12 protein-coding genes and 5 pseudogenes are annotated in these 24,431 nt (G+C 49.6%); 5 read left to right on the top strand and 12 right to left on the bottom strand.

From position 1 onward, the window contains the following. Positions 1–22: 22 nt before the first annotated feature. Positions 23–718 carry an EcpB family pilus assembly chaperone gene (locus ACUXV1_RS20315; RefSeq protein ID WP_446016339.1) on the bottom strand — a complete coding sequence of 232 codons (696 nt, stop codon included), beginning with the start codon at positions 716–718 and terminating at the stop codon, positions 23–25. Positions 719–862: 144 nt separating this feature from the next. Beyond that, positions 863–1,612, bottom strand: coding sequence for a hypothetical protein (locus ACUXV1_RS20320; RefSeq protein ID WP_446016340.1), 750 nt, complete (start codon positions 1,610–1,612; stop codon positions 863–865). Positions 1,613–2,203: 591 nt separating this feature from the next. Between ACUXV1_RS20320 and ACUXV1_RS20325 the strand changes: the two genes are divergently transcribed. Beyond that, entirely contained in the window at positions 2,204–5,113 is a 2,910-nt protein-coding gene (locus ACUXV1_RS20325) for an HD domain-containing phosphohydrolase (RefSeq protein ID WP_446016341.1), read from the top strand. A 99-nt stretch (positions 5,114–5,212) separates the two neighbouring features. Here ACUXV1_RS20325 and ACUXV1_RS20330 read toward each other — a convergent pair. Then, a pseudogene (locus ACUXV1_RS20330) lies at positions 5,213–6,321 on the bottom strand (IS3 family transposase); the annotation flags it as partial. 86 nt (positions 6,322–6,407) lie between these two features. Here ACUXV1_RS20330 and ACUXV1_RS20335 point away from each other — a divergent pair. Then, positions 6,408–6,535 (top strand): annotated as a pseudogene (locus ACUXV1_RS20335) (IS3 family transposase); the annotation flags it as partial. A gap of 30 nt (positions 6,536–6,565) precedes the next feature. On the opposite strand, the gene ACUXV1_RS20340 reads toward ACUXV1_RS20335, so the two are convergent. Together ACUXV1_RS20340 and ACUXV1_RS20345 are read right to left on the bottom strand one after the other, a co-directional pair. Further along, positions 6,566–6,964 (bottom strand): hypothetical protein, encoded by a 399-nt coding sequence (locus tag ACUXV1_RS20340; RefSeq protein ID WP_446016342.1) that lies wholly within the window; start codon positions 6,962–6,964, stop codon positions 6,566–6,568. Positions 6,965–7,257: 293 nt separating this feature from the next. Then, a complete protein-coding gene (locus ACUXV1_RS20345; protein ID WP_446016343.1) occupies positions 7,258–7,890 on the bottom strand; it encodes a porin family protein in 633 nt (210 codons plus the stop codon). A 226-nt stretch (positions 7,891–8,116) separates the two neighbouring features. On the opposite strand from ACUXV1_RS20345, the pseudogene ACUXV1_RS20350 reads away from it, so the two are divergent. Beyond that, positions 8,117–8,490, top strand: a pseudogene (locus ACUXV1_RS20350) (transposase); the annotation flags it as partial. Positions 8,491–8,612: 122 nt separating this feature from the next. On the opposite strand, the pseudogene ACUXV1_RS20355 reads toward ACUXV1_RS20350, so the two are convergent. From ACUXV1_RS20355 to ACUXV1_RS20370, 4 genes and pseudogenes are all read right to left on the bottom strand, one after another. Next, positions 8,613–9,303: pseudogene (locus ACUXV1_RS20355) on the bottom strand (IS5 family transposase); the annotation flags it as partial. A gap of 342 nt (positions 9,304–9,645) precedes the next feature. Further along, a complete protein-coding gene (locus tag ACUXV1_RS20360; protein ID WP_446016344.1) occupies positions 9,646–9,834 on the bottom strand; it encodes a hypothetical protein in 189 nt (62 codons plus the stop codon). A gap of 62 nt (positions 9,835–9,896) precedes the next feature. Further along, complete coding sequence (locus ACUXV1_RS20365; protein ID WP_446016345.1) at positions 9,897–10,541, bottom strand: response regulator; 645 nt, start codon at positions 10,539–10,541, stop codon at positions 9,897–9,899. Positions 10,542–10,584: 43 nt separating this feature from the next. Further along, on the bottom strand, positions 10,585–13,839 hold the full coding sequence (locus ACUXV1_RS20370) for an ATP-binding protein (protein WP_446016347.1): 3,255 nt from the start codon (positions 13,837–13,839) through the stop codon (positions 10,585–10,587). A 117-nt stretch (positions 13,840–13,956) separates the two neighbouring features. Here ACUXV1_RS20370 and ACUXV1_RS20375 point away from each other — a divergent pair, with 117 nt between their 5' ends. Next, positions 13,957–14,202, top strand: coding sequence for a hypothetical protein (locus ACUXV1_RS20375; protein WP_446016840.1), 246 nt, complete (start codon positions 13,957–13,959; stop codon positions 14,200–14,202). Between the two features lie 40 nt (positions 14,203–14,242). On the opposite strand, the gene ACUXV1_RS20380 is transcribed toward ACUXV1_RS20375, so the two are convergent. Further along, on the bottom strand, positions 14,243–14,686 hold the full coding sequence (locus ACUXV1_RS20380) for a hypothetical protein (protein WP_446016349.1): 444 nt from the start codon (positions 14,684–14,686) through the stop codon (positions 14,243–14,245). 345 nt (positions 14,687–15,031) lie between these two features. On the opposite strand from ACUXV1_RS20380, the pseudogene ACUXV1_RS20385 reads away from it, so the two are divergent. Further along, a pseudogene (locus ACUXV1_RS20385) lies at positions 15,032–15,985 on the top strand (IS5 family transposase). A 1,690-nt stretch (positions 15,986–17,675) separates the two neighbouring features. On the opposite strand, the gene ACUXV1_RS20390 reads toward ACUXV1_RS20385, so the two are convergent. Then, entirely contained in the window at positions 17,676–20,534 is a 2,859-nt protein-coding gene (locus ACUXV1_RS20390; RefSeq protein WP_043638973.1) for an adenosylcobalamin-dependent ribonucleoside-diphosphate reductase, read from the bottom strand. Positions 20,535–20,775: 241 nt separating this feature from the next. Then, entirely contained in the window at positions 20,776–24,096 is a 3,321-nt protein-coding gene (locus tag ACUXV1_RS20395) for a DUF748 domain-containing protein (RefSeq protein ID WP_446016350.1), read from the bottom strand. Positions 24,097–24,431 lie beyond the last annotated feature (335 nt).

Here is a 24,431-nt window from a genome sequence, read left to right on the forward strand (position 1 = left end):
TAGTCAGTAAGCAAAGCCGTTTTTATTGATGCTTTAACAACTCTCCTTTTTTATTTTTCCACATCATCACCACTGCCTCCTTACTGGCCAAATCAACCTCTTTAAATGCTTTAGTCTTTCCAGGCAATAGCGGGAAAACTTCATTGCAATGTTTTTTGGCCTTATCCAGACAGGGACCGGATGCGGAGAGCTCCAGGGTGGCATTTCCTGAATTACTTATCTTTTGATTGTCAAAATGATAATCATATCGGGCATGCCGAGGCAGCACCACCAGGGTGGTAGAGATTGATATTCTGGTCTCTATCATGCTTTGCACCTGCGGAGATGAGCTGTCCTCATTTTTTTTCTTCACATCCACGCCATCCCAGGTAATTTTATAATAGCGCTCCTTATCATCCTTGGGCCCTTGATAGATAAACCGTACATGAAAATCCCCCCCCGCGGGCAATATAAGGCGAGAAGGGGTAAATAATAATTCATCACGCTGCTGTGACGTGATAGCTATCACATTCATGGTTTCTGGGCTATCCATAGGCTCCACCTTAACTGTCACCAGTTTAGCCGAAGCCGCGGGGTTTCTAATCCGTTGGCTAACTTGCTGCTGATCCGAAGCCAAGAAAATAGCCAGCTCATCAAACCCAAGCGCCCAAACCGTGCTAGACACCATGCAGCAAGCCAAGGAAAAGCCGAAAGCCTTAATCATCATCAACCTAGTCATTCAAACTCGTTCATTTAAAAAGCCCACTTCTATCAAAGTGGGCTCCATTAAAATTACAGCAATTTACCGAACAGCAACACTCTTTGTAGCTTAAAGAACTTAGCTGAGTTAGTGCGGAGTTTTGCTGATAAAATTATGGGGATGTTATACGCCATCTGACCAATTCGCGGAAAGGATAAGCTTTACAACCCCCTCGTATTGACCAAAAGGCATCTCGCTGAAGTTTGCTTTCCCAGGAGCCGGTTTAAGAGTAGTTTTAATGACTCTGGTAAAATTTTGACCTGCTATAGCCAGAGCAGTTGATCCCGTTTTGGAAAAAATATTCGTTTCTGAACCAGAAGTAAGATCAGCAAAGTCAGTTGGATTATCCGTCCTTTGGATTTTATGAGTCATCTGTAGATAGTCAGTTACGCCACCACCAGACAGGTTCAATTTCTCGGAATTATTGTCAAGTTTTGCGGCTATATTAAGTGTTTTATAAGCTGCGTGATCAATTCCAGTAGTTGGAGTTGCTACAAAAGTAAAATCCGGCAAAGTGTGAGTATTGCCAATCACACCATTAATGCTAGCTTGATAATGGGATAAATTGCTCCCAGTTTTCAAACTAAAATCTAAGCCAGGCACCGAAGTAACATTGCTTTTTTCAATAAGCAAACTGATTTGCGCTGACCCGGTTTCCGACGCTGGATCTGCTGGCGTAGCCGCCACGGCCGACGCCGCAACGCCGAAGGTCATCAAGATAGTGGCAAGAGCCGGGAAAACTAATTTTTTAAGCATCTCTTTAATCTCAAGAAAATGAAAAACGATAGGTAAGGCAAATAAATAATATGGAAATGAGGCGTCACAATAAATCAGAGAACACTTAAAAATAGCATTCGCTTGAGATTTAAGCACCTGTTCAGGATCACGCCAACCAAGACGAGGCCAAGCGAAAACGGCTGAGAAAGCAGAATACTCACGCGCAACACGAGCCTTTCGAAGCGGCCCTCACCGTGCCAGGCCCCACAACGCGAACAGTTTCTTAGAACCTGTTTACGATCTGCTACGCGTCGCGAAACGCGGGTAGGCAGCACCTGAGCACGGCAAGTGGGCGCAAGGTAATATCAGGGATTTTGTTATCCGCTCTTATTCAGATGTTTTCGCCTTGTCCAGCCCCTAGCTCGCGAGGCGGTTTTTATCGCAAAAATAGTGCATTATTCCTCAAATGCGAATCAGGCTACCCTTAAAATATATCAGCATTATTTTTGACTGTTGACTTAAGATCCGCCAAGAGCAGCTAACAAAATCCCTGATATTACCTTGCGCCCACTTGCCGTGCTCAAGTACTGCCTGCGCCGGCTCCCCTTGCCTCAGCCGCGAAACCAACAAGTTTAGCCTCTATTAATAGCTTTCTTGACACAAAAACACGGGTATTCTAAATTTAAAGCCATGAAAAACAAATTCAATTATTTTTACTAAAAAGTACTTTAGTGAAAGCATACGGTCATGCATGCCATAAAACGCACGATTTCTTTGCAGCTCCATATTGCTTATTTGTTTATTGGATTACTGCTCAGCTTTGCCTTTATCAGTTCCATCTATCACTATCGGCAAGAAACCCGATTACTTTTAGATGCCGCCGGCAATGCCATGGAGCAAGCAGGCAATCAGACAAGCCAGCAAATTGATCAAATATACCAATCCAGCGCAGCTTTTGTGGAGCTGCTTTCTTATCAGCATCTGATGCAGGCAAATACGCTAAATAAACGGCTAGACAGCCTTTCATTCTTAATGATAGGAATGAAGCGCTTGCCGTGGCTTACGTCAAGCTATATTGGCTATGAAAATGGAGATTTTTTCATGTTGCGCCGCTGGCGTTCTGATTTTTCTTCGAACAAGCTTTTTCATGCGCCAGCCGGTACGGGCTGGATAGTGCAAAGCATTACACATACCAGCACAGACATTCTAGGTGAGTTTGTTTATTTAAATGATGATGGAAAAATCCTAGCACGAGAAGCGAGAAGCGATTATCGGTTTGATCCCCGCTCTCGCAATTGGTACAAGACGGCTGTAGATTTTCCGGTATTGGTGACATCTGAGCCTTATCTTTTTTACACAACCAAAAAAAGCGGAGTGACTTTATCACTGCGTGGCATTAATAACCGAGCGGTAGCGGGGGCAGATATTCAATTAGATGATATTGGGCGCATTCTGCAAAAGCTACGCATGACACCACACAGTACGCTGGCATTGACGAGTGATCAAGGGGCGGTGATTAGCTCAGACTTAGGCAGCGGAGAGGCTAAGGTTGAAAAAAATGGCAAATTAAGCCTGCCAAAACTCATTGAAATCAACAACCTCGTTTTGAATCAACTGCTACAACTTAAGCAAGAAAATAAAAGCTTAATGTTCAGTGTAAACAATGAGAACTGGCAAGGCACTATTTTATCAGTACCGGTTCCCGGGGGAAAGTTTTTGAAGTTACTCATCGCAGCGCCACATCGTGAGTTGCTTGCAGATGCATTAGCGATACGTAACCACATTTTGTTGGTCACGGCAATTCTCATTTTTTTTGGAGTGGCAATCGCTTTTTGGCTTGCCAAACTGGCGTCACGACCGCTGAAAAAACTCACAGAAGAGGCGGAAAAAATTCGTCGATTTGATTTTTCAAATAGAGTCGAAGTGAATTCGACCATTAAGGAAGTTGTGGAGCTTTCGCAGTCTTTTGATAGTATGAAATCAACTATTAGACAGTTTCTCGAGCTCTCCACAGCACTTGCTTCAGAAACCCATTTCCCCACACTACTAAAACGCGTGCTGACGGAGTTGCAGCAAGCGTCTAACGCCGAAGGCGGTGTACTCCTACTCATGGATAACTCTAACGGCAGTTTTGTGAACGTGAAACACTTATGGCATGGCACTTCTTTGCAAGAAGAGCTTTTATTAGTCATCAGCCCCGATAGCCACCCCGATCACCCGCTTTTTAACGCATTAAAAAGCCCTAATCACTTATTGGCTCTCGATAGAGAAACGGCTCAAACTCACTTCGGGATGTTAGGAGTCATTGATCAGCCGCTGACATTGCTGGTCATTCCACTGCAAGATCGTAACAACGAATTATTAGGCGTTGTTTCTTTGCTTGTTAATGAAAGCGAGACTCGCTTGGACGATGACAGGCTTTCCTTTGTCCAAGCCTTGTCTGGAACGGCCGCAATCGCTCTGCAAACGCAGCAATTCCTTCGTGAGCAAAAAAATCTTCTTGAGTCTTTTATTAAACTGATCGCGGGCGCGATTGATGCTAAAAGCCCTTACACAGGAGGGCATTGCCAGCGGGTTCCCGACTTAACCAAGAAGCTGGCAGAGGCGGCCTGCAAAGAAAGTCAGGGGGTATTCGCTTCTTTTCATCTTAGCGCGGAAGAATGGGAAGAGCTGCATATAGCAGCTTGGCTACATGATTGTGGCAAAGTGACCACGCCAGAGTACGTAGTGGATAAAGCAACTAAATTAGAAACTATTTACGACCGTATACATGAAGTACGCATGCGTTTCGAAGTGATGAAACGAGACGCAGAAATTAGCTACTGGAAAGCAATTGTACAAGGCGCAAATCAAGAACAATTATCGGCGCAGCTTCTTGAGGAGTTGGCTCGGCTGGATGACGATTATTTTTTTGTGGCCAGCTGTAATGAAGGCTGCGAGTTCATGGACCTGGATCGGGTCTCTAGGCTAAAGAAAATTGCGGAAAGAACTTGGGTCAGGACGCTGAGTGACCGCTTAGGAGTCAGTCAAGCGGAGCGGAAGCGTAAGGATATGCAAGGGCTTGAAGTCTTGCCGATCTTGGAAAATGTTTTGGCAGATAAGGCTGATCATATCATAACAAGAGGAACGCATGACAGATTGCCAAGTGACTGTCGTTGGCAATTCCGTATTGAGGCTCCTGAAAATCTATACAACAGAGGCGAGATTTATAATTTATCAATAAAGAGCGGAACTCTTTCGGAGGAAGAACGATACAAAATCAATGAACACATCATGCAGACTATCATCATGCTAAGCGGTCTACCCTTACCTCGGCATTTACGCAATATTGTTGAGATTGCCGGTGGTCATCATGAAAAAATGGATGGGAGCGGCTATCCTCGTCGCCTAAAAAGAGAGGAAATGAGCTGGACGGCAAGAATGATGGCTATCGCTGATATTTTTGAGGCTCTCACCGCGGGAGATCGCCCTTACAAACAAGGTAAGACTTTGTCAGAAGCCATTCACATTATGTCTTTAATGAAAAAAAATCAACACATTGATCCGGATCTCTTTGACTTGTTCCTACGCACCGGCATCTATAGCGAATACGCTCACAGTTATATGGATCCCTCGCAAATTGATGAAGTAAATATCAATGACTACTTATACAAATAAACTTAACAAGTTCCACTCTTGTGATGATGAACATCGCCGTTGTAATCCTGATCTGCCCCCTCCAGCCATACCAGCGATAAGGAGAGAAGTCCTAGGTGTAGTGGTACTGCTTGATAGTTCGGTGGTCCGCTGCTGGCGATAGCGTGCCGCAAACACTGCTGGTGGTTGCGGCCAATCGAACCGTGAGGGCGCACCTGGTTGTAGTCGTCCCTCCAAGCCACAATGATCTGCCGCGCTTCTGCCAACGAATCGAAGACATGTTCATTCAGGCACTCAGCGCGGAATCTGGCATTGAAACTTTCAACGTAACCATTCTGCATTGGTCGACCCGGCTGAATTAGAATGTGCCGGATACCATGCGTTCGTGCCCACCCCATAAACACACGACAGGTGGACTCTGGCCCATTATCCGTGCCGCGAAATTGCGTCACCTGATCCAGCATGCGCGTGACGTATTGGCCAGACATCGAGAAATCTACCGCAACCTGCACCGCCTCGTGGCTGAAGTCATCGGCTACCATCAGGCATTTCAAGCGTCGGCCACAGGCTAACGGGTCGCTGACAAAATCCATGCTCCACACCTCGTTCAACTACGTGGCCGCCTGCAGCGGCGTACGCACGCCAGTGAGCTTGCGCCGGCGGTTGCGTCGCCTGACGGCCAGGCCCTGCTCGCGGTACAAGCGGTAAACCCGTTTGTGATTGATGGCTGGGAATTCGTGACGCAGCAGATCATGCACCCTCCGGTAGCCAAAACGGCGGCGTGTCTGCGCGATCTCGACGATGCGAGCCGTCAGCTGACACGTCAGCGCATCCGCCTGTGGCGGATGCCGCCAGGCATCTCGGGAGAGCCCCACAAGCCGGCAGGCGCGGCGCTCTGAGAGCGCTAATCCACTGCTCAACATCACGCTAATGGCCTGCCGCTTGGCCTGCGGGGCTAACGCTTTACCCCGAAGGCGACCTTGAGGGCTTCGATGTCGAGATGGGCCTCGGCCAGCAACTTCTAACTTCTTGAGACGGGCGTTCTCGGCCTCCAGATCTCGGGCGCGCTGAAGCTCGGCGACATTCATGCCGCTGTATTTACTGCGCCACTTATAGAAGGTGGCCCCGGAGAAACAGCCCTGCCGGCAGACCTCTTTGATGGCCATGCTCAGTTCGGTCTGCTTGAGAAAGCCAATGATCTGTTCTTCGGTGAATCTGCTCTTCTTCATGTCCGTCATTCTCCTTCAGTGACGGACTTCTCTCTACTTTTGATTGGTAAGACCTAAGGGGAGCAGATCAGCGGACCTGAGCCTAGATAAGCAAAACCCGCGAATTGGCCAAATCAGATGTATTCGATTACATCAAAGCTTTTTACAATCGAACTAGCCGCTATAGTTACTTGGGTGCATTAGTCGCGAGGCCTTTTGGCGGGCTTCGGCATGAGGCAGAAATTTGACTAAGGTACGGGACAGTCTACTTATCACGGCAATAAGCCTCTCCTGAAACCACGATTAAGCAATCGCGCAAGCTATTCAACCCCTTCAAGCCCGATTGATTTCCAGGGCCAGCACGTAATATATATTTGTTATTATCCCGGATAAAAACAATGCCTTTTTGATCATCGAGGCCAGTCCCACGGTAAACCATACTGTCGAGATCAAATTGCATTTCAAGTTGATAGTGATCATTGCTCGGGGTGATATTCAAATACATGCCTTCCACTCCTAGCCACTTCCCCGCCCAATCAATATGTTTCAAATCGCTAGCTTCGACAGGAAGCATCAACGCGCCGCAAGTTATTCCCATCGCAATAAAAACTAACTTGTTAATATATGTTGTTGTTTTTTTTGATACAAAACAATCTTTTTTCATTAGCTGATACCGTGGCAAATAGTAATTTTTGCGCAAAAACTAAAGAATGGCAAGCAATGTTACATGAACAAATTAGTTTTCGCGAAGTGTAGCATTTGCATGCTACCATTTCTTGGAAAAATACCACCTTCTCATAGCTTTTCTGTGTCAGAGACTAGAGGGAGGTTTAGAAATATTTAGGAAAGTAGGTACGATTCAGCAAATTAAACATCGATTCAATTATTTTAAATAACTGACCAAAGATTTTACAATTAAATTAAAAATGCGCAATGTAAACATCGCGCATCAGGTTTTTAAAACTTATAAGCAACACCGATTTTAAATAAATCAATTTTAGCGTCGCCCACTGGAATATACTCATACTCAGCACGCACGTTAAAGTTTTTTGTCAGCTTATAGTTAACACCCAAACCGATTCCAGGCTTTACTAGAGTCGATGTTTCAGAGTTATTTTCAACCCTAATACGTTGCTTCAACTGGTTAAGACTTAGTTTGCCATAAAGGCTAATAGTATCGGAGACTGGGATCGCACCGAGGAAAGCAAAACGCCATGCATCTAGCTTTGTGCTCCCATTTGTTTCTTTAGAACTTTTTACCAACTCTCCATTTTCATCCCTAATTTCTTGTTTGTATTTATTTTTATACTCACCTAAATAAGCATAAGATAGCTCTATCGCAAAGTTTTTATTAAAGCCATAACCTGCGCCTAGCTCGGCAATAGAACCAGCAGACTTATTGTCAAAGGTTAATGCACGAATTTCTGGTATGTATTCACCATTAACGATTAGATTTTTATGCGAAATCTGTTCATTCTCAAGTTTTGAGACATTGAGCCCTGTATTACCAAAAACATAAATACCATTATCAGAAGCTTGTGCGCAAATGGCACACGTAGAAATGTAGAATGCAGCTAAATATTTTTTCATGATATCTAAGAGTTAATTTTAACTAGAACGGAATTTCATAATATCAAAACCCTCCGTTCTAGCAATAAGGGATCACTTAAATAAATATTTAAACCATATTCGTATCAATACAAAAAAATAAACGCCGTTGGCATGGCGGCGAAATTCACTTAGCTAGGTGACTTGCTTCCCCGAAACAGAGCCATCCGAAACTTAGTAAAGTTCGTCTTGTACGAGGAGAACGGACTTGAAGAAACGGTTCACGGAAGAACAAATTATCAGGTTTCTCAACCAGGCCGAAGCCGGCGTGACGGTGAAGGAATTGTGCCGGCAGCATGGCTTTAGCGATGCCTCGTTCTACAATTGGCGGGCTAAGTTCGGCGACATGGAGGTTTCAGATGCCACGGGGCTGAAGGAGCTCAAAACCGAGAATGCCCGGCTGAAGTGCTTGCTGGCCGAGGCTATCTTGGACGCCGAGGCAGTCACACTTGGGATAAAGCATTAACCCTGCAGCAGAAGTGTGAGGCGGTGCAGCGGATGCGCAAGATGACCCCTATCTCGGAGCAACGGGCCTGTCGGCTGGTGGGGTTGTCACGCAGTGTCCATGTCTATCAAGCACGGACAACGGTTAGGCTCACTCCAACGGTCAAGTAGGCATGCACCGTTCGCGTCTTGGATAATGGCTTCTTCGCATCCAGCAATTATCTCAGGACAAAAAGATCGTGAACAGACTCAAAGAGCCACTAACAAAATTTCTCGATAAAGCGTATGTAAATCAGGCAACAAGCCAGCTTCAACATAATGCGTATCGAGCCGACGTTCAAAACGAATACGCAATTTGCCAAAACCCGCCAGCCACGCGTGCCTTCACTTAACCACCCAGCGATACCACCCAAGCTTCTCGCTATTTTCAACGCTTCGACGAGCAATTCGGGCCTGGATGCCTCGTCGTCGAAGGTAGTCGTAGCCTTGTCGGGGTGTAGCTGGTCATGCTGTTTCTGTAGCTGGCCCGGTAAACCGGGGATGGCCGGGCTGGCATCGATCAATGACTCAAACACTATTGAGTCATGCTGGTTGGCTCCAGTAATACACAGCGCCAATGGCAGGCCACGGCGATCTACGACGATGTGCCGTTTGCTACCGCGCTTGCCCCAGTCGGTGGGGTTAGGCCCAGCTTGCAGGCTCCTCGGAGGGGGCTGGCGACACTCGCCCCGTCGATGCTGGCACGACTCTAATCAATCTGGACGCATTGTCGAAGCTACGTACCAGATGAAGCTGCTCCCAGAGACCTTGGAGCTGCTAATCCCGTAGTCGTCGCCAGCAGGTCATGCCGTTGCCGAAGCCCAGCTCCTGTGACAGGTCCTCCCATGGGATACCCGTGGTGAGGACAAATAGGATGCCGTTCAGAGCGGACCGATCATCCAAACGGGTACGGGTTCACAAGGTCATTGAAAGTTGCCAGTAAGTCATTTCCGTGCCGAAGCCCAATTCCTGACGTAGCTCCTCCCATGGAACACCCGCGGTGAGGGCAATTTAGGATGCTGTATAGAGCGAATCAATCATCCAAACGAGCATGGGCCTTTACCACGACAGTGAGCTATCATGGTAAGCAGCAGTTATTACAATTTCCATAGCTTCTGTGAAACAAGTAGGTGTCATACCCGTCTGACAAGCTTTGGCACAAACTTGTCCTGTCGTTTTTTGTTAGTGGCTTTAGCGTCTGGCCCGCCGCCCCCCAAGTTTGTTTTGGTTTACATATATTTTGATATTTATTTTTCAAATATAGCTTTTTTTGGGTTTAAATCTCTCACTATGCTCTGCATAGTTATTTTTTTCACTTAAATTTAAATTCCCGGCAATGCATTTATCTTTTTTTGCCTTAGAAATTATTTCAGCCTCCACTTCAACATACAACAATCTTAACTCTGTCAAAGTCATAGAAGATAAAATTTTTTTTGCTTCCATACAAACCTCAAATAAAAATCATTTTTACACCACTCAAAAACTTTATTTAGCATAGAGATCAATTATTTCTTCTCTATTAACCCTGTAGAAATTGCATATTGATATAGTTCGTAATCATTTCTTAATCCCAGCTTTCTCATTGCTATACTTTTTTGAGAGCTGATAGTCCTATCACTTCTATTTAAACGGCGCGCTATGCTTACAAGTGTTAATCCTTGAGCACAAAGCCTTAAAACCTCTAGTTCTCTTTTGGATAGTTTTATTCCTCCACTATCTTCGCCTGTTGAGCCGACACTAAAAAGCTGACTAATACTAGGGGAAATAAAGGATCGCCCATTAACAGCACTGATAATCGCTGCATGTAAATAATCCAAGGGATCTTTTTTACTAACAATTGTTGATATTCCAAATTTTATTAAACTAGCGATAATGCCAGGGTTGTCCATTGTAGTAAAAAGTACTAGTGCTTTGTCCGCATGTTTCATACGCAACTGCTTAAGCATCTCCATTCCATCCGTCTGTTTTTGATCTCCTGGCATAGAGTAATCAACAACTATTACATGACATTCTTTTTCTTTTAGCAACCCAAATAAGACAGTCGAATTTTCAGCTAATCCAACAACTTTCATTTGAATATCTCGCTCTATCATGCTTTGCAAACCATTAGACACGATAGGGTGATCATCTGCGACTATTATTTTGATCATATGTTTTACCTTTAAAAAACACAACTAAAAAATCAGCCGACATTTACTTCTCCACTAGCAATGCAATTATGTTTTCTTTAAGACTTTCCCAATCTGCCCTTTTAACAAAGCCATTAGATATCTGCGACTTTTTCAATAATTTTTCAGCTTGGATTGCGGTGGTAGACGCTCCCATCACAGACAAAGCCCCTACTAGTGAATGCAATCTCGAAATAAAACAGCTTTGATCATTTGCCGATAATGCTGCATCTAAAAACAATATATCTTCTTTAAGCGCAGCAGATGTTTTTTCGTCAAAATTAAAACCTTGATTTATAATTTGCGTTGGCACAAACATGTTTTCAGAGATGGTTTTTAATATCCCTGCCAATTGATCTAGATTTAATGGCTTAGAAAAGCACGATGACATACCAGCTTTTTCTGCCTCAAATTGAACCTCTTCATTTAAATCGGCAGTCATCCCATAAACAGGCGGGGCTGGATCAAGGCTTTGAACTAGCGCAGATAACTCAAAGCCATTCATGACAGGCATATGAATATCTGTTAGGATTAGATCAATTTTTTTCTTGCTCAAAACTGACAAAGCTTCTTTGCCATTACCAACAATAAAAACTTTTTGATTTAGCAGTTCCAACTGCTGTTTAATTATTTGCTGGCTAATTACATGATCCTCTGCGACTAACACTTTTAAAGATTGGTTAACTTTAGAAAAATCTTTTTTCTCTTCACTACTTGATTCTAGTAAATCTAATCCAGCTGCAACTCGGATGCTTTGTACAATGGCTTCTCGAGAGAAAAAAGAAACATAAATTGGATTTTCATTCCAGTCAGGTTGCAAGGGCGCATTTTGAGATAATACGATATCAACTTCTTTCTCCCTGTATTCTTTTTTTTCATCACAAAGAAGTACGTCTAAATCATTTGGTATATCGTTAGAATTGATTAATACAGCAAAAGCACCAAAAGACTCCAGTAATTCCTTTACATAATATTGAAACTCAAAATCATTAGATAACAGTAACCCGACAGATATACCCTGTAATTTTTTTTCAACTTGCCCTGTTTGCATTTCCGCAGGAATAGATACAGTTACTGATGTACCAAGTCCAACTTCACTAAGTATTTTTAATTTGCCATGAAGCAACTCTGTTAATTTCGAGCAAATCGACAGCCCAAGCCCAGTTCCAGGGTGGTAATTTTGAAGCTCGTTTTCTATTTGCACAAATGGCTGAAATAGCTTTTCTTTTTCTTGAGGTGAAATCCCTATTCCAGTATCTGCAACTTTTAAATAAATAATACCATCACCATCTGACTCTTTATGAAAGTTTAAAAAAACTGCAACGCGCCCTTTTTCAGTGAATTTAATAGCATTACTAAGTAGATTATTTATTATTTGCTCAAAGCGCATTTTATCTATAGAAACTTCTGAAGGAAATTTTGGATCTATAAAACAAAATATATCCAACGCTTTATTTTTTGCCATATGTAGTAGCCGTTGCACGCACATCTCAACTACAGCCCTAGCATCACACAGTTCTTTCTTAATCGAAATAGAACCAGCTTCTAGTTTACTAAAATCTAAAATATCGTTAATAAGGGCATATAACATTAAAGATGATTGAGCAACTAGATCTAATTGATTTTTTTGTGCTTTTGTTAATGTGGAATAGCTCAGCAACTCCAAGCCATTTATTACACTACCTAGCGGGGTTCTAATCTCGTGGCTTATTGTCGCCAAAAATAATGATTTCGCTTTATTTGAAGCATCTGCTTTTAGCGCCAATGTATTTAACGCTTTTTGTTTTTTTATAATTTCGCTAATGTCGCGTAAAACACAAAAAATAGCAGGAAAGTTGTCTTGTTTAATTTCGACAGCCTTAACTTCCCAAACCACTTCTTCATTAAGCAATGTTTGAAAAGTAATTTGACCAGTATAAGTTTGGTTGGATATTTTATTAAGCTCGTCCGCGATTTTAATAAAAAAATAGTTTTTTTCTGCCTCTGTTATATTTTTTAAAAACTCTTTAGCAGAAGCATTTGACTTGAGCTCTTTATTACTATTTTTTTCAAAAACATATAACCCAACTGGTGCAAGCTGGAACAGCTTATCATTTAAAATTAAGGTATCTTCCAAAAGCTTAGTACTAATTAAACTTGGCTTTAGTATTTTTTTTTCTATTAATATAGCAAAGACTAACAAAATTAGAGAAATTAGCAGAAATATCAAAAACAACCAATGTATTCCGGCTTCTGCTCCGTGCTTAATCAAATCAAGATTTTGAGTATAACTCAACCTCCAGCCATATGGCTGTAGGGTTGTTTCTATACTATAATTCTTTAGTTTTTTATTTAAGTATGCATCTATTTTTTCTACGAAATCAAAAAACAAGTAAAAATTATTTTGCGAATTACTTTCTGGTGAAACGTTACTTTTTTTAGAAAGGGTATATCCTGAGTTAGGTGAAACTAAGGACAAAAGACCATGATGTAAATCTACTCCACGCCAGATGGAATCCGCAGAAAAATCTATCACTAAATAAGCATCTACTCCACTTTTTGAATGGATTGCTGTCATCATAGTGATTTTTGATAACCCAGTCATTCCTATATCTGGAGGAAAGCTTACTACACTATTAGGATGATCAATAAAATATGAAATATTTTCATTTGATTTATAAGTGTCACTTAACCTCTTTAAAAGTATTTTTTTTTCGCTGTCGTTTTTTGCTATTTTTTTACCTTGCTTTATATAGAAAGGAAAAAAAACAACGTCGCCACTATTAATATCCAATAAATACATATTTTGAATATACTTAAACCTATGTTCTTCTACTCCATAGATAAAAAATACCATGGCAGCAAAAGCATCTAAATCATTGCTTTGGTTTTTTTTACTTTTTTCTTTGAGTATTAAAGGAAAAAATGCGTACCCAGATTTTTCTGCTTTTTCAATCGTTATATTTTTTTTAATTAGATGAACAGGTGCAAATTTACTTGCATTAAGTTCTTCCAAAGTGTATTTAAAGCTAAGTATAGTGTTTTCTCTCTGCTCTAGGTTAGATTTGATTTTTTCTTCATATGAAATAAATTGCTTTTCTAAAGAATGCTTTTGTTGATTATTTTCTTGCTTCAAAATATAAATCAAGGACAAAAAAAGCAACAATGAAAATACTGCACATATCCAGTACGCAGATGTGCGCATTATATTTATATTTTCATAAATTTTATTTATCATGGCTGCGTCAGCTAAATTTTGACCTAGATATATTAATATTAGCAAAAATTTTTTTGCCGGCAATAAAATTTTTTACAACTACAAAAACGACTACACAAACCGCTTTTTAAGTATTCCCTGAACGACAAGCTAGAGATTTTCTTTATAATTAAATTTTATTTAGGGATTTGGGTTGATCATATGGGCCATGCTGTGAACAATTACTTTGTTAAGAGGTGTCATCAAAAATCTATTTTTAAAGTACAAGAGCTAGAAGAGCTTGATAAGCTATTAAAACAGTCAGAGCTCTTCGAAACAAAATCCGGTTTAAAGGCAATTCAAGCCTTAAAAAAATGCGTTGATCATTCAGCTGGAAATAAATATATATACTTAACGCAATCTGAAAAAAATGTGATAATGACAGCCATTCGTAAATTACTGGGCTAACTTGCTCCTTATAGCTTGCCCTTATTTGGGTTTTGCGATCCTAAGAGTTTAGGCTTGTCAAATGTGTTAGTAACAATGAAATCTCTTGTTTAGTCAAGAAAACAACACTATCATTTTGAAATGTTGTACCTGTCGCAACTTTATAAATTACTTTAGTTCCTTCAGAGGTGAGCGCAATTGGTTTGAATTTTTGATGGCCCGATCTTAATATCGCATCAGATAGGTATAAAAGCTTTGCAGATATATACCCCCCCTCATCGGCAATAACTTCTAGTTGTTTTTTTAAAACCATTAAGATTAAATCATTTGATTTTTTATGCATTTTATTACTTAATAAAAAATAAAAAAAAAGGGAGGCAACGCCTCCCTTAAAGTGGGGACTAACTACTACAAGGGAGATGATCCAAGATTTAGTCTGCTTAGCATGTTCGCAAGCATTACAATAATTATTGTCTTTTTCTCGCAAAAAAAAATCGGTGAACACTTAAATTTTCCTGGACTGTTCAGTGAATCGCCCTGACCTTCCCCCCGACAGGTATACCAAACATAAGAAAGCTAAAGGAGCCTCTCGAGCGGAAGCCTCGATATACCAGAGCACAGATCATTGCCATCCTTAAGGAAGCCGAGGCCGGCTTCCCAGTAGCTTAGCTGTAGCGTAAGCACGGTATCTCCGATGCGACGTTCTACAACTAGCGCAGTAAGTTTGACGGCATGGAAGTGTCGGAGGCCAAGCGCTGAAGCAGCGAGGGAGGGACTGAACAAGTCCTCAGCCTTCCCGTAAATCACATTCAACCCCAACCTGACTCAGGACGCCGCCATGCGACAGTAACTGACCTTCACCGATCTCGAATTCGCCACCAAGAAAAAACGCATCCACCGCGAAATCCTCCTGGCCAAGATGGATCAGGTCATGCCTTGGGCTCAGCTCGAAGCGGTCATCGCTCCGGTTTACCCCAAGCCCGGCAACGGTCACCGACCCTACCCGTTGTCCGCCATGCTGCGCGTCTACTGCCTACAGCAGTGGTACAGCCTGTCCGATCCCGCCATGGAGGAAAGCTTGTACGAGATCGCCTCCATACGCCAGTTCGCCAGCCTCTCCCTGGATGCCATCCCAAACGAAACTACCCTGCTGAACTTCCGCCATCTTACGGAGAAGCACCAGCTGACCCACGCCCTGTTTGCTGCCATCCATCAGCATCTCTGCGACAAAGGGCTGATGTTGAAGCAAGGTACCATCGTCGATGCCACCCTGATCCACGTGCCCAGCTGGACCAAGAATGCCCATGGCAAGCGCGATCCGGACATGCATCAAACCAGGAAGGGCAATCAGTGATACTTTGGCATGAAGACCCATATCGGCGTCGATGCCCAGTCCGGCCTGGTGCATCACGTGGCCGGCACCGCCCCCCATGTGGCGGATGTCACGGTGGTCCATCAGTTGCTGCACGACGAGGAGGTCGATGTGTTTGGCGACGCCGGCTTTACTGGCGTGCACAAGCGAGCCGAACACCAATTGTGAGCATTGCGCTGGTGGATCGCAATGAGGCCCGGCCAGCGCAAAGTGCTGACCGATTCTGCCGATGACCGGCAGATCCAGCTGGGAGAAACGGTCATAGCCAAGATTCGGGCCAAAGTGGAGCATCCGTTTGGGGTCATCAAGCAGCAGTTTGACTACCTGAAAACACGCTACCGCGGTTTGAAGAAGAACACCGCACAACTGATGACGCTGTTCGGGCTGGCGAACATCTGGTTGGCGCGAAAGGGCTTACTGGCGGGTGGCTGAAAGGGAGATGACCAGAGACGTCCGGTCATCCTCATGTCGGGCGGTCTGAAATCAGCGGATTTATAGCAGTTGAAGTACCTGCGAGAAATTGCATTTCTGTTCGCGCGGCCGCTTGTTCAGCCCTTCCCTAGAGGAAGAAAACGCCCAGCTGAAGCGCTTGGTAGCCAACCAGGCGCTCGAAATCGAGATGCTGAAAGAAGTGCTTGAAAAAACTAAGTAGGCCTGCTGCTCGGTGTGCAGCGGCCAAGCAGTTGATGGCTCGCCACCGGATCTCCGAGCGAGTCGATGGACTTCGCCGTCGATATCCTATGGAATGGCAGGCGGATTCGGACCCTGACAGTGATCGATACCTGGGACTGGGAAGCCGTCTGGATTGATGTGGATCATTCCCTAATCTGCTTGAAGTCCGGCTGAAAATTGAGGCTTGACGTCTCGATTACAACGCCGCCCGGCCACATAGTGCTCTACAAATGTTAATTTACACAAAATTCAGTACACGCTCCTCCTCCGACTTCACTGCCGCGGCATCGAAGTGGAGCGAGTCAAGTACGACCCACCCCGTTACACACTATATTCAAACCTTGCTCATCAGGTGCCACCCTTCACCGTAGGGGCACTCATACACACTAAGCAAGGTTCCTTGCTTTCGTTCCAGAATGAGAGCACGTAACTCGACAGCATCTTCTGAGGCGTAGGCCTGCTTCGAGCAGTCGTGGCAGTAATGTCCGGGTGTGTACCTATTAGCCGGGCACAAATGCCAGGATCCTCACCGGTCGCAATGGTAGGGAACCGCGCAGTTGCCATAGGTTTCGAAAGCATGACGCGCGCCATCTTCGGCCCATTGTCGATTTGGGTAGCCTAGACCAAATCGCCACATTTTTCGTAGTCACGGAAAAGTCAGCTCAACCTCTCAAACCTGTCGTTCACCTCAGCGAGACCGAATGGCCGAAAAGGCCGATGAACAGCCTCTAGGCTACGTCGAGCGTCAGCAGTGAACCTCTCAACTAGATGACCACTACTAGTCGAAAGACTAAGTACTTTACACAAGCGATCTTTACTACGCCGTCTTCTCATGACGATTTTCCCCAGATAAATCATCAGCATGATGAACAATTTACTGATATATAGTTCCGGTTACCGTTCTGACTTCGCCTAACAGTACGTTACAGCGGATGCCTAAAATCGCTCGACGCTCTGAATTGAGCGCATCGTTCGGCCGCCGTTGAACTAAATGTTGAGGGCAGCATTTCAATTCACACCAGCCGCACTTTGAGCAGAAGATTTAGCGACTCCGTATGTCCGCAACAGGCCGGTCACCTGCTGTCGGTTCTGGCCTTCGAAGCCAATCCCGGGATCAATGCAAGACCCGCACGCTGAGGTGCTAAGCCTGATACTTGTCGCCGTCAATACTTAGAACCTTGGCCTCTGGCCCCTCTCCAGTGCCAGCAGGTGAACTTTCAATCAGCTCGGCGCATCCTTTGGGTTGCCGAGCTTTTTCTCGCGGGGAAATCCATCGCCAACAAGAAAATGCCCCACGACCAAAAGACATTAGGTCATTGTCATAAAACTACAGCGGAAGCGAAAATATCTTTAGTCGCAGCTTATGGCGGCAAAAGTCGCAGCTTATGGTGGCAAAGTCGCAGCTTATGCTGTCACTCACACCATTGTCGTCAATCAACCCGTCTCAAGCTCAACCGCAAGCGCCTACGTGACCGCAGGCGGTGCAAAACTCGCAGCCATCCTTCTTGATCAAGGCGTGGTTGCCGCACTCCGGGCAGGGCTTGCCCGGCACCTGTTTCAAGGCGGCGCTGGCTTCCGGGCTGAACAGGTCGCTTTGCTCAGGCACCATCACCCCCATCTCTTCCAGCGGCACGCCCTCCTCGGTCAACACCCCCAGCATCGCGTAGCGATGGATGATCAGTTGCGCCAGATAGGCGACGGTGGACGGCCAGCTCTGCGACTTCTCCACGCCGGGGATGCGGGCGAAGAAATCGCCCTGCGGCTCGGCGTAGCTCAGCAGCTTCCGCAACTTGAGGCCGATCCAGGCCGGGTCTATCACCCGCATGTCCAGGCTCAGCATCTTGCACAGGCCGTCCAGCTCTCGCGGGTAAGCGCCGGCCAGCCACATCGAATACGGCCGGCGCTGGCCGTTGGGCAGCACCAGTTCCTTGATGAAGAGCACAAAGTCGTCGCCGGTTTGCGGGTTGCTGACGTCCACCGACCAACTCATGGTGCCGTCGGTTCCGGATTTAGGCTCCTTGCGCGCGAACAGCGCGTCCATCACCGGCGTCGGCTCGTTTTGATCCGCCGGCAACGCCCCTAGTTGCTCGACGCGGTGGCGCACCACCTGGCCCAGGGCCGCCGAGGCCGAGGTGGCGTAGACGGTGCGCTCGCCCAGGTCGAATACATAGCGTTTGTCGCCGTTGGTGTGCGACAACGCATCCAGCTTGGCGGCCAGCCAGCCGTGATCGCGGCAACGCATGTCCATGGACAGGGTTTTAGCCACCGCGCCCAGCCCGCGTTGTTCCTCGGTGGCGTTGACCCAGCATTCAAACGGCGACACTCGGCCGTTCTCCACATGGCCCACCACCACGGCGAAGTCGCCGGCGTCCCCTTCCACCATGAACGTCCACGACGGGTTGCCTTCCTTCAGCTTGGGCCGGTTAGGCCACTTCAAGCTGGACAAGGCCGGCGTCGGCGCGGTGTTGAGCACCACGCGGCGGTCCGGATCGCCGTCGCCGCTGCCGGACAAGTCCTGCGGCGTGGCGGCGCTGGGCTTGGCCGGCTCCACCGACAACACCGAACCCAGCACGCTGTTGGGCCGGTAGGTGGTAATCCCCTTCAGTCCGGCGCGCCAGGCTTCCAGATACAGGCTTTCGAAATCGTCGAACGGATAATCGCCCGGCACGTTCACCGTCTTGGAGATGGCGGTGTCGATATAGGGCGCCACCGCCGCCACCATGCGCATATGGTCCAGCGCGCTCATTTCCAGCGCGGAGACGAAGTAGTCCGGCAGGGCGTTGGTGTCCCCGCCCTGCATCCGGTAGACGCGGTAGGCGTGGTCTTCCACCAGATATTCCTGCTGGCTGCCGTCGGCCATGCGCTTCTTGCGGGTGTAGAACCAGGAGAACGGCGGCTCGATGCCGTTCGAGGCATTGTCGGCGAAGGCCAGCGAAATGGTGCCAGTGGGCGCGATGGACAAGAGGTGCGAGTTGCGAATGCCATGCTTGCGGATGCGCGCCTTGATCGCCTCCGGCAAACGGCTGGCGCAATGCGGAGCGGCCAGGTAGGCGTCGGCGTCGAACAGCGGAAAACCGCCTTTCTCGATGGCGAGATCCACGGAGGCGTCGTAGGCGGCGTCACGCATCGCCTCGGAAATGCGGCTGGCGAAACGGCGGCCCTCCTCGCTGTCATAGCGTATCTTCAGCATGATCAGCGCGTCGCCCAGGCCGGTGAAGCCCAGGCCGACGCGGCGCTTGGCCTGGGCCTCGCGCTGCTGCTCCTCCAGCGGCCACACGGTCAGGTCCAGCACATTGTCCAGCATGCGCACCGACATGCGCACCACTTTCTCGAAGCTCTTGAAATCAAAGCTGGGCTTATCGCCAAACGGCTGGCGCACATGGCGGCACAAATTGATGGAGCCCAGGTCGCAGCAGCCGTAATCCGGCAGCGGCTGCTCGCCGCAGGGGTTGGTGGATTCAATCACCTCGCAATAGGACAGATTGTTGTCCTGGTTGATGCGGGTCATGAACAGCACGCCCGGCTCGGCGTGGTCATAGGTGGAAGCCATGATCTGCCGCCACAGTTCACGCGCCGGCACGGCGCGGTAGACCCACAGGCCGTCCTCGCGCTGGTAGCTGCCGGGGAAGGCGTCGGACGAGGGCTCCACCGCATGGGTCAGTTCCCAGGCGGCGTCCGCTTCCACGGCGCGCATGAAGTCGTCGGACACGCCCACCGAGATGTTGAAATTGCGCAAATCGCCCTGGTCCTTGGCGTGGATGAATTCCTCCACGTCCGGGTGAGAAATATCCAGCACCCCCATCTGCGCGCCGCGACGCGCGCCGGCGGACTCCACCGTCTCGCAGCTGCGGTCGAACACCCGCATATAGGACACCGGGCCGGACGCGCGGCTGTTGGTGCCCTTGACCCGCGCGCCCTTGGGGCGGATGCGCGAGAAGTTGTAGCCGACGCCGCCGCCGCGGCGCATGGTTTCCGCGGCCTGCAGCAGCGCCTCGTAAATGCCCACCTTGCCGTTTTCGGTTTCGGACACCGAATCGCCCACCGGCTGCACAAAGCAATTGATCAAGGTGGCGCGCAAATCGGTGCCGGCGGCGGAATTGATGCGGCCGCCGGGAATAAAGCCGTTTTCCAGCGCTTGATAGAACAGCGGCTCGAAACGCGCCGGGTCGCTTTCCAGCGCCGCCAGCGCCTTGGCCACGCGCAGGCGCACTTCGCTCACGCTGTGTTCGCCGTTCTTGGCGTATTTTTCCAGCAATACCTCGCGGGAGATATCCTGCTCGGTCATGGCGGCGATGTTTTCCTGCTTCATGGTTCCCGGTTCCTCTTGAGTTGCGGCCTGCGGCGGCCAGGGCGGCCCCCTTCCAGCATGCAATGGACCGTGTGGGCCGCAAAAGGTTTCGACACGTCCAATACGCAACATCTGGAAAAGAAAAACGGCGTATTACACTATATGTAGTTACGCCGTTCGTTGACACATATCAAGCGCTATTCCACCCCGCCGCCGTTTTTCCCTATTGTCATGGGCAAAAACACGACGCGCGGCCGTCGCCTCACGGCGTCTTCAGTTTCACCTCCAGCGGCACGCCGTCGCGGCCGGCGGAGACCTTGACCGGCTCGCCCAACTGGATGCGTTCCTGCAGGGCCGGGTCGGTCTTGATCATGGCCGCGCGCGCATTGGCGGCGCGTTGCTTGGCCAATTGCTGCAGGCTGGCGTCGGTGATGTTCTGCGCGGCGATCAACTCGTCCCGCAACAGCTTGCCCAAGGCCGCTCCGGACGGTCCGCCCGGCTTCAGCGTGTGGCCCAGCAGCTTGAAGCGGCCGATCTGCTTGCCGTACACCGATTTCACCGCGGACAGGATTTCGCCGTCCTGCATGTCCGGCTGCGGCAGCGGCTCGCCGGCTCCCAGCTGATGACCGGCGGCGGCGAAGATCGCCAGATCGGTTTGCGCGCGCGCCATCTCCTTGCGGTCCGCGTTGGCGTTGTAGCCGCCGCTGATCGACAGCATCAACTTGGGCCGCTTCACCATCAGCCCAGCCACCTTGACCAGCTTCTCGCGCTCCGGCGGCGTCACATTGGCCTCGCCGGCCACGAAGCGGATATCGTCGAAGCCCTCGCCGCCCAGCAAGGCGCCCAATGCGCGGAACGGCGCGGTCACCACCTTGGTCACCACGTTGACGATGGCTTTCCAGATGATCTTGCCGTAGCTGAACTGCGGATCGTCCAGGCTCCCGGCCACCGGCAAGTCCAGATCGATGCGTTTATCGCTGTCCTCCAAAATAGCCACCGCCAGCCGCAACGGCAGCCGCGGGCCCTTGTACTCGCTGTCCGGCAGCTCGTCGCCCAGTTGCAGGGAATCAATCACCACCCGGTTCTCACCCTTGAGCTGGCGTTGCTCCAGCAGGTAGCGCAGATCCACCGACAAGCGGCCGTCCTTGACCTGCCAGCCGGCGAAGTTCATCGAATACGGGTTCAACGTGCCCATGGAGATATTGCGGAAGGCCAGCGTGATGTCGGTGTTGTCGGTGGGCGCCAGCGGCGACAGCGCGCCGCGCACCTTGACGTCGCCAAACTGGTCCACGTCGCCGTCCAGCGTGATGTTGCCGCGCCGATTGGCGCGGGTGGACAGGTTCTGGATGGAGCCTCGCAGATTGTGCATATCGGTGGCGAAGTCCGGTTTCATGCCGTGGTCGGCGAACTGCACCCGGCCTCCCTGCACGTGAATGGACTTCACCTCCACCAACGGCAGCGGCCCCGGCTTAGCCTTGGGCGCGGCCGGCTTGGCGCCCCCTTGGCCGGCAAACAGCCGGGCCACGTTGAGCTCGCGTTTCTCGTCCAGTACTAGTCGCCCCGCCGGCGCTTGCAGCCGCACATCGTTAATCGCCACTTTCAGCGGCATGCCTTGGGCGCTGAGGCCGCGTACTTGCAGATCGCGCCAGCCCAGCAAGGGCAATTTCTCGCCCGGCTCGTACACCGCCAGCCGCGTCACGCCGGCTGAGCCGCCGACACGCCAGCCGCGGGCGCCAACATCCAGGTTCAAATCCGCCGACAGCGCGCCGCCGCCAAAACGCAGCGGCGTGCCGCTCAAGGCGTAGGGCGCCAACGGCGCCAGCTGCACCCCGTCAGCGCGCAACTTGCCCTTGAGCGCTCCGGCGGAGGCGTCGATATCGGCCTTGGCCGCCAGCTTGCCGCCGTTGAGCTTGCCGGCCAGGTCCACCGCCAGCCGCTGGCCGTCGTCCACCTCCACCATGCCGCCCAGGCCGGACAAGGCCACGCTCACCGGTTTGGGCAGGCCGCGGTCGGTCCAGCTCAACTGGCTGTCGCGCAACTCCATTTCCGGATAAGAGAATTTCCAGGCCGGCGCCGCCTCGCTCTGAGCGCGCGTCGGCGGGGGGACAGGTTTGGCACGGCCGGCGGACTCGAACAAGCGGGCCAGATTGATCTGGCCGGCGCGGTCGCGCTCCACCTTGGCCTCAAGGCCGCTCAGCGTCAGCTTGCCCGGCTCGATGCGGCGGCCTTGTTGCAATAACTGGCTGGACGCCAGTTCCGCGCTGGCCATGCTCAAAACCGGTTCCGCGCCTTGCGCGCCCAGCTTGAGCTCGTCCAGCCGCGCCAGCATGCCCGTCAGCGCGAAGCCATGATCCGGCGACAAGGCGAAGCGGCCGGACAACAGCGGCAGCTTGGCCTCCAGCGCCAGCGGCTGGCGGAAACCCTGATCGGCGTAGCTCACGCGCCAGTTGCGCAGCTTGATCGCCTCGATGTTCACCAACCACGGCAGCGGCGCTTCCGCCGGCTGAGGCTTGGCGACAGCCGGCGCGGCCGGAATCGCCTTTTGCCAATCCACCGTTCCGTCGCGGTCGCGCCCGGCCATCGCCAGGCCCTGGTCCAGCTCGATGGACTGCACTTTCAACATTGAACGCGCCAAGTCCAGCGCGCCGCCTTCGACGCGGACTTCCGGAATCGTCAGTTCGCTGCGGCCACCCGGCGCTTTCAACGCGAAGCGCAGCAGGCTGGCGCGGAACGGAGACACCGTCAGCTCCGGCGTTTTGCCGGACATTTCAAAATGGTAGCGCGCCGACACGGACAAACGGCCTTCCGGCGCTGCGGTGTTGAAATGCGGCTGCACATAAGGCCAGATCGAGGCCAGCGGCAGCTCCGCCATCTGCGCCTCGCCGTCGGACTTCAGCGGTTGCAGATTGATGCTGCCCTTCCAGTTGAAACGGGTGCCGTCGGTCAAGGCCGCCTGCATCGTGTAGCTGCCGTTTTCCGGCAGCGTGGACAGGTCCACCAGCGACAGATTGAGCGGCACCATGGTGAAGCGCTCGTCGCCGCCCAGCCGGTCCGACAACTGCGCCTGGCCGTTGCGGATGTTCAAGGCCTTGATCAACAGCCGCGGCAGCTTGTCCGATCCGCCTTCGGGCTTGGCCGGCCCGGCGGCGTCGGCGACGAAATGGGCCCAGTTCCACTGACCGGCACGGTTGCGCGCCAAGGCCAGCCTCGGTTCGTCCAAGGAAAACTCCTGAGCCTGCCAGCGGCCGATCAGTAGCATGGACGGGTCCAGGTTCAGATACGCCCGCTTCACCGCGAACAGCGGCCGGCCGTCGCCCTCGCTCAGCTTGAGATCCCTTATCTCCAGCGACATCTCCCAAGGCGTGATCTTCACCTCGCCCATGCTCAGCGTGCGGCCTATGCCCTGCGCCCATTTGGAGGCCGCGTCGCTGATCATGCCCGGCGCCAGCCAGCCCAGGAACCCCCAGAACAAGGCCAACAACACAATGGGGACCGCCGCCCAGCGCAGCCAGCGGCGGCGCGGTTTCGGCGATGGCGAGTTGGAATCTGAAGCGGGTCTTATCTGTTCGGTATCGTTTTCCATATCGTCTAATTCTAATACTCATAAAGAGGTCTTAACAGTCCCCGTGGCAGATTTCCCTGTTGCCGCAAACCAACAGCTGGCCAACATTCAGTCAATAATCATTGCGAATGTCCACGCGCCGGTACTAGCATGCATTCGTTCAAAATATTGAACATTTCGAACCAAGAACGATGAATCCCATTCAAAACGGCATTGCCGTTTTATCAAATCAGAGAGGAGCACCCGGATTGCCGATCCATCAATGGGCCCGATTCCAGCCCCGTCCCGCCTGCCCGCGCAGCCCCGGCGGCCGCACACTGGACCGTAGATTATTTTTAGTACAAGCGCAGCGGCCG

It is taken from the genome of Chromobacterium sp. W521, from assembly GCF_052805975.1.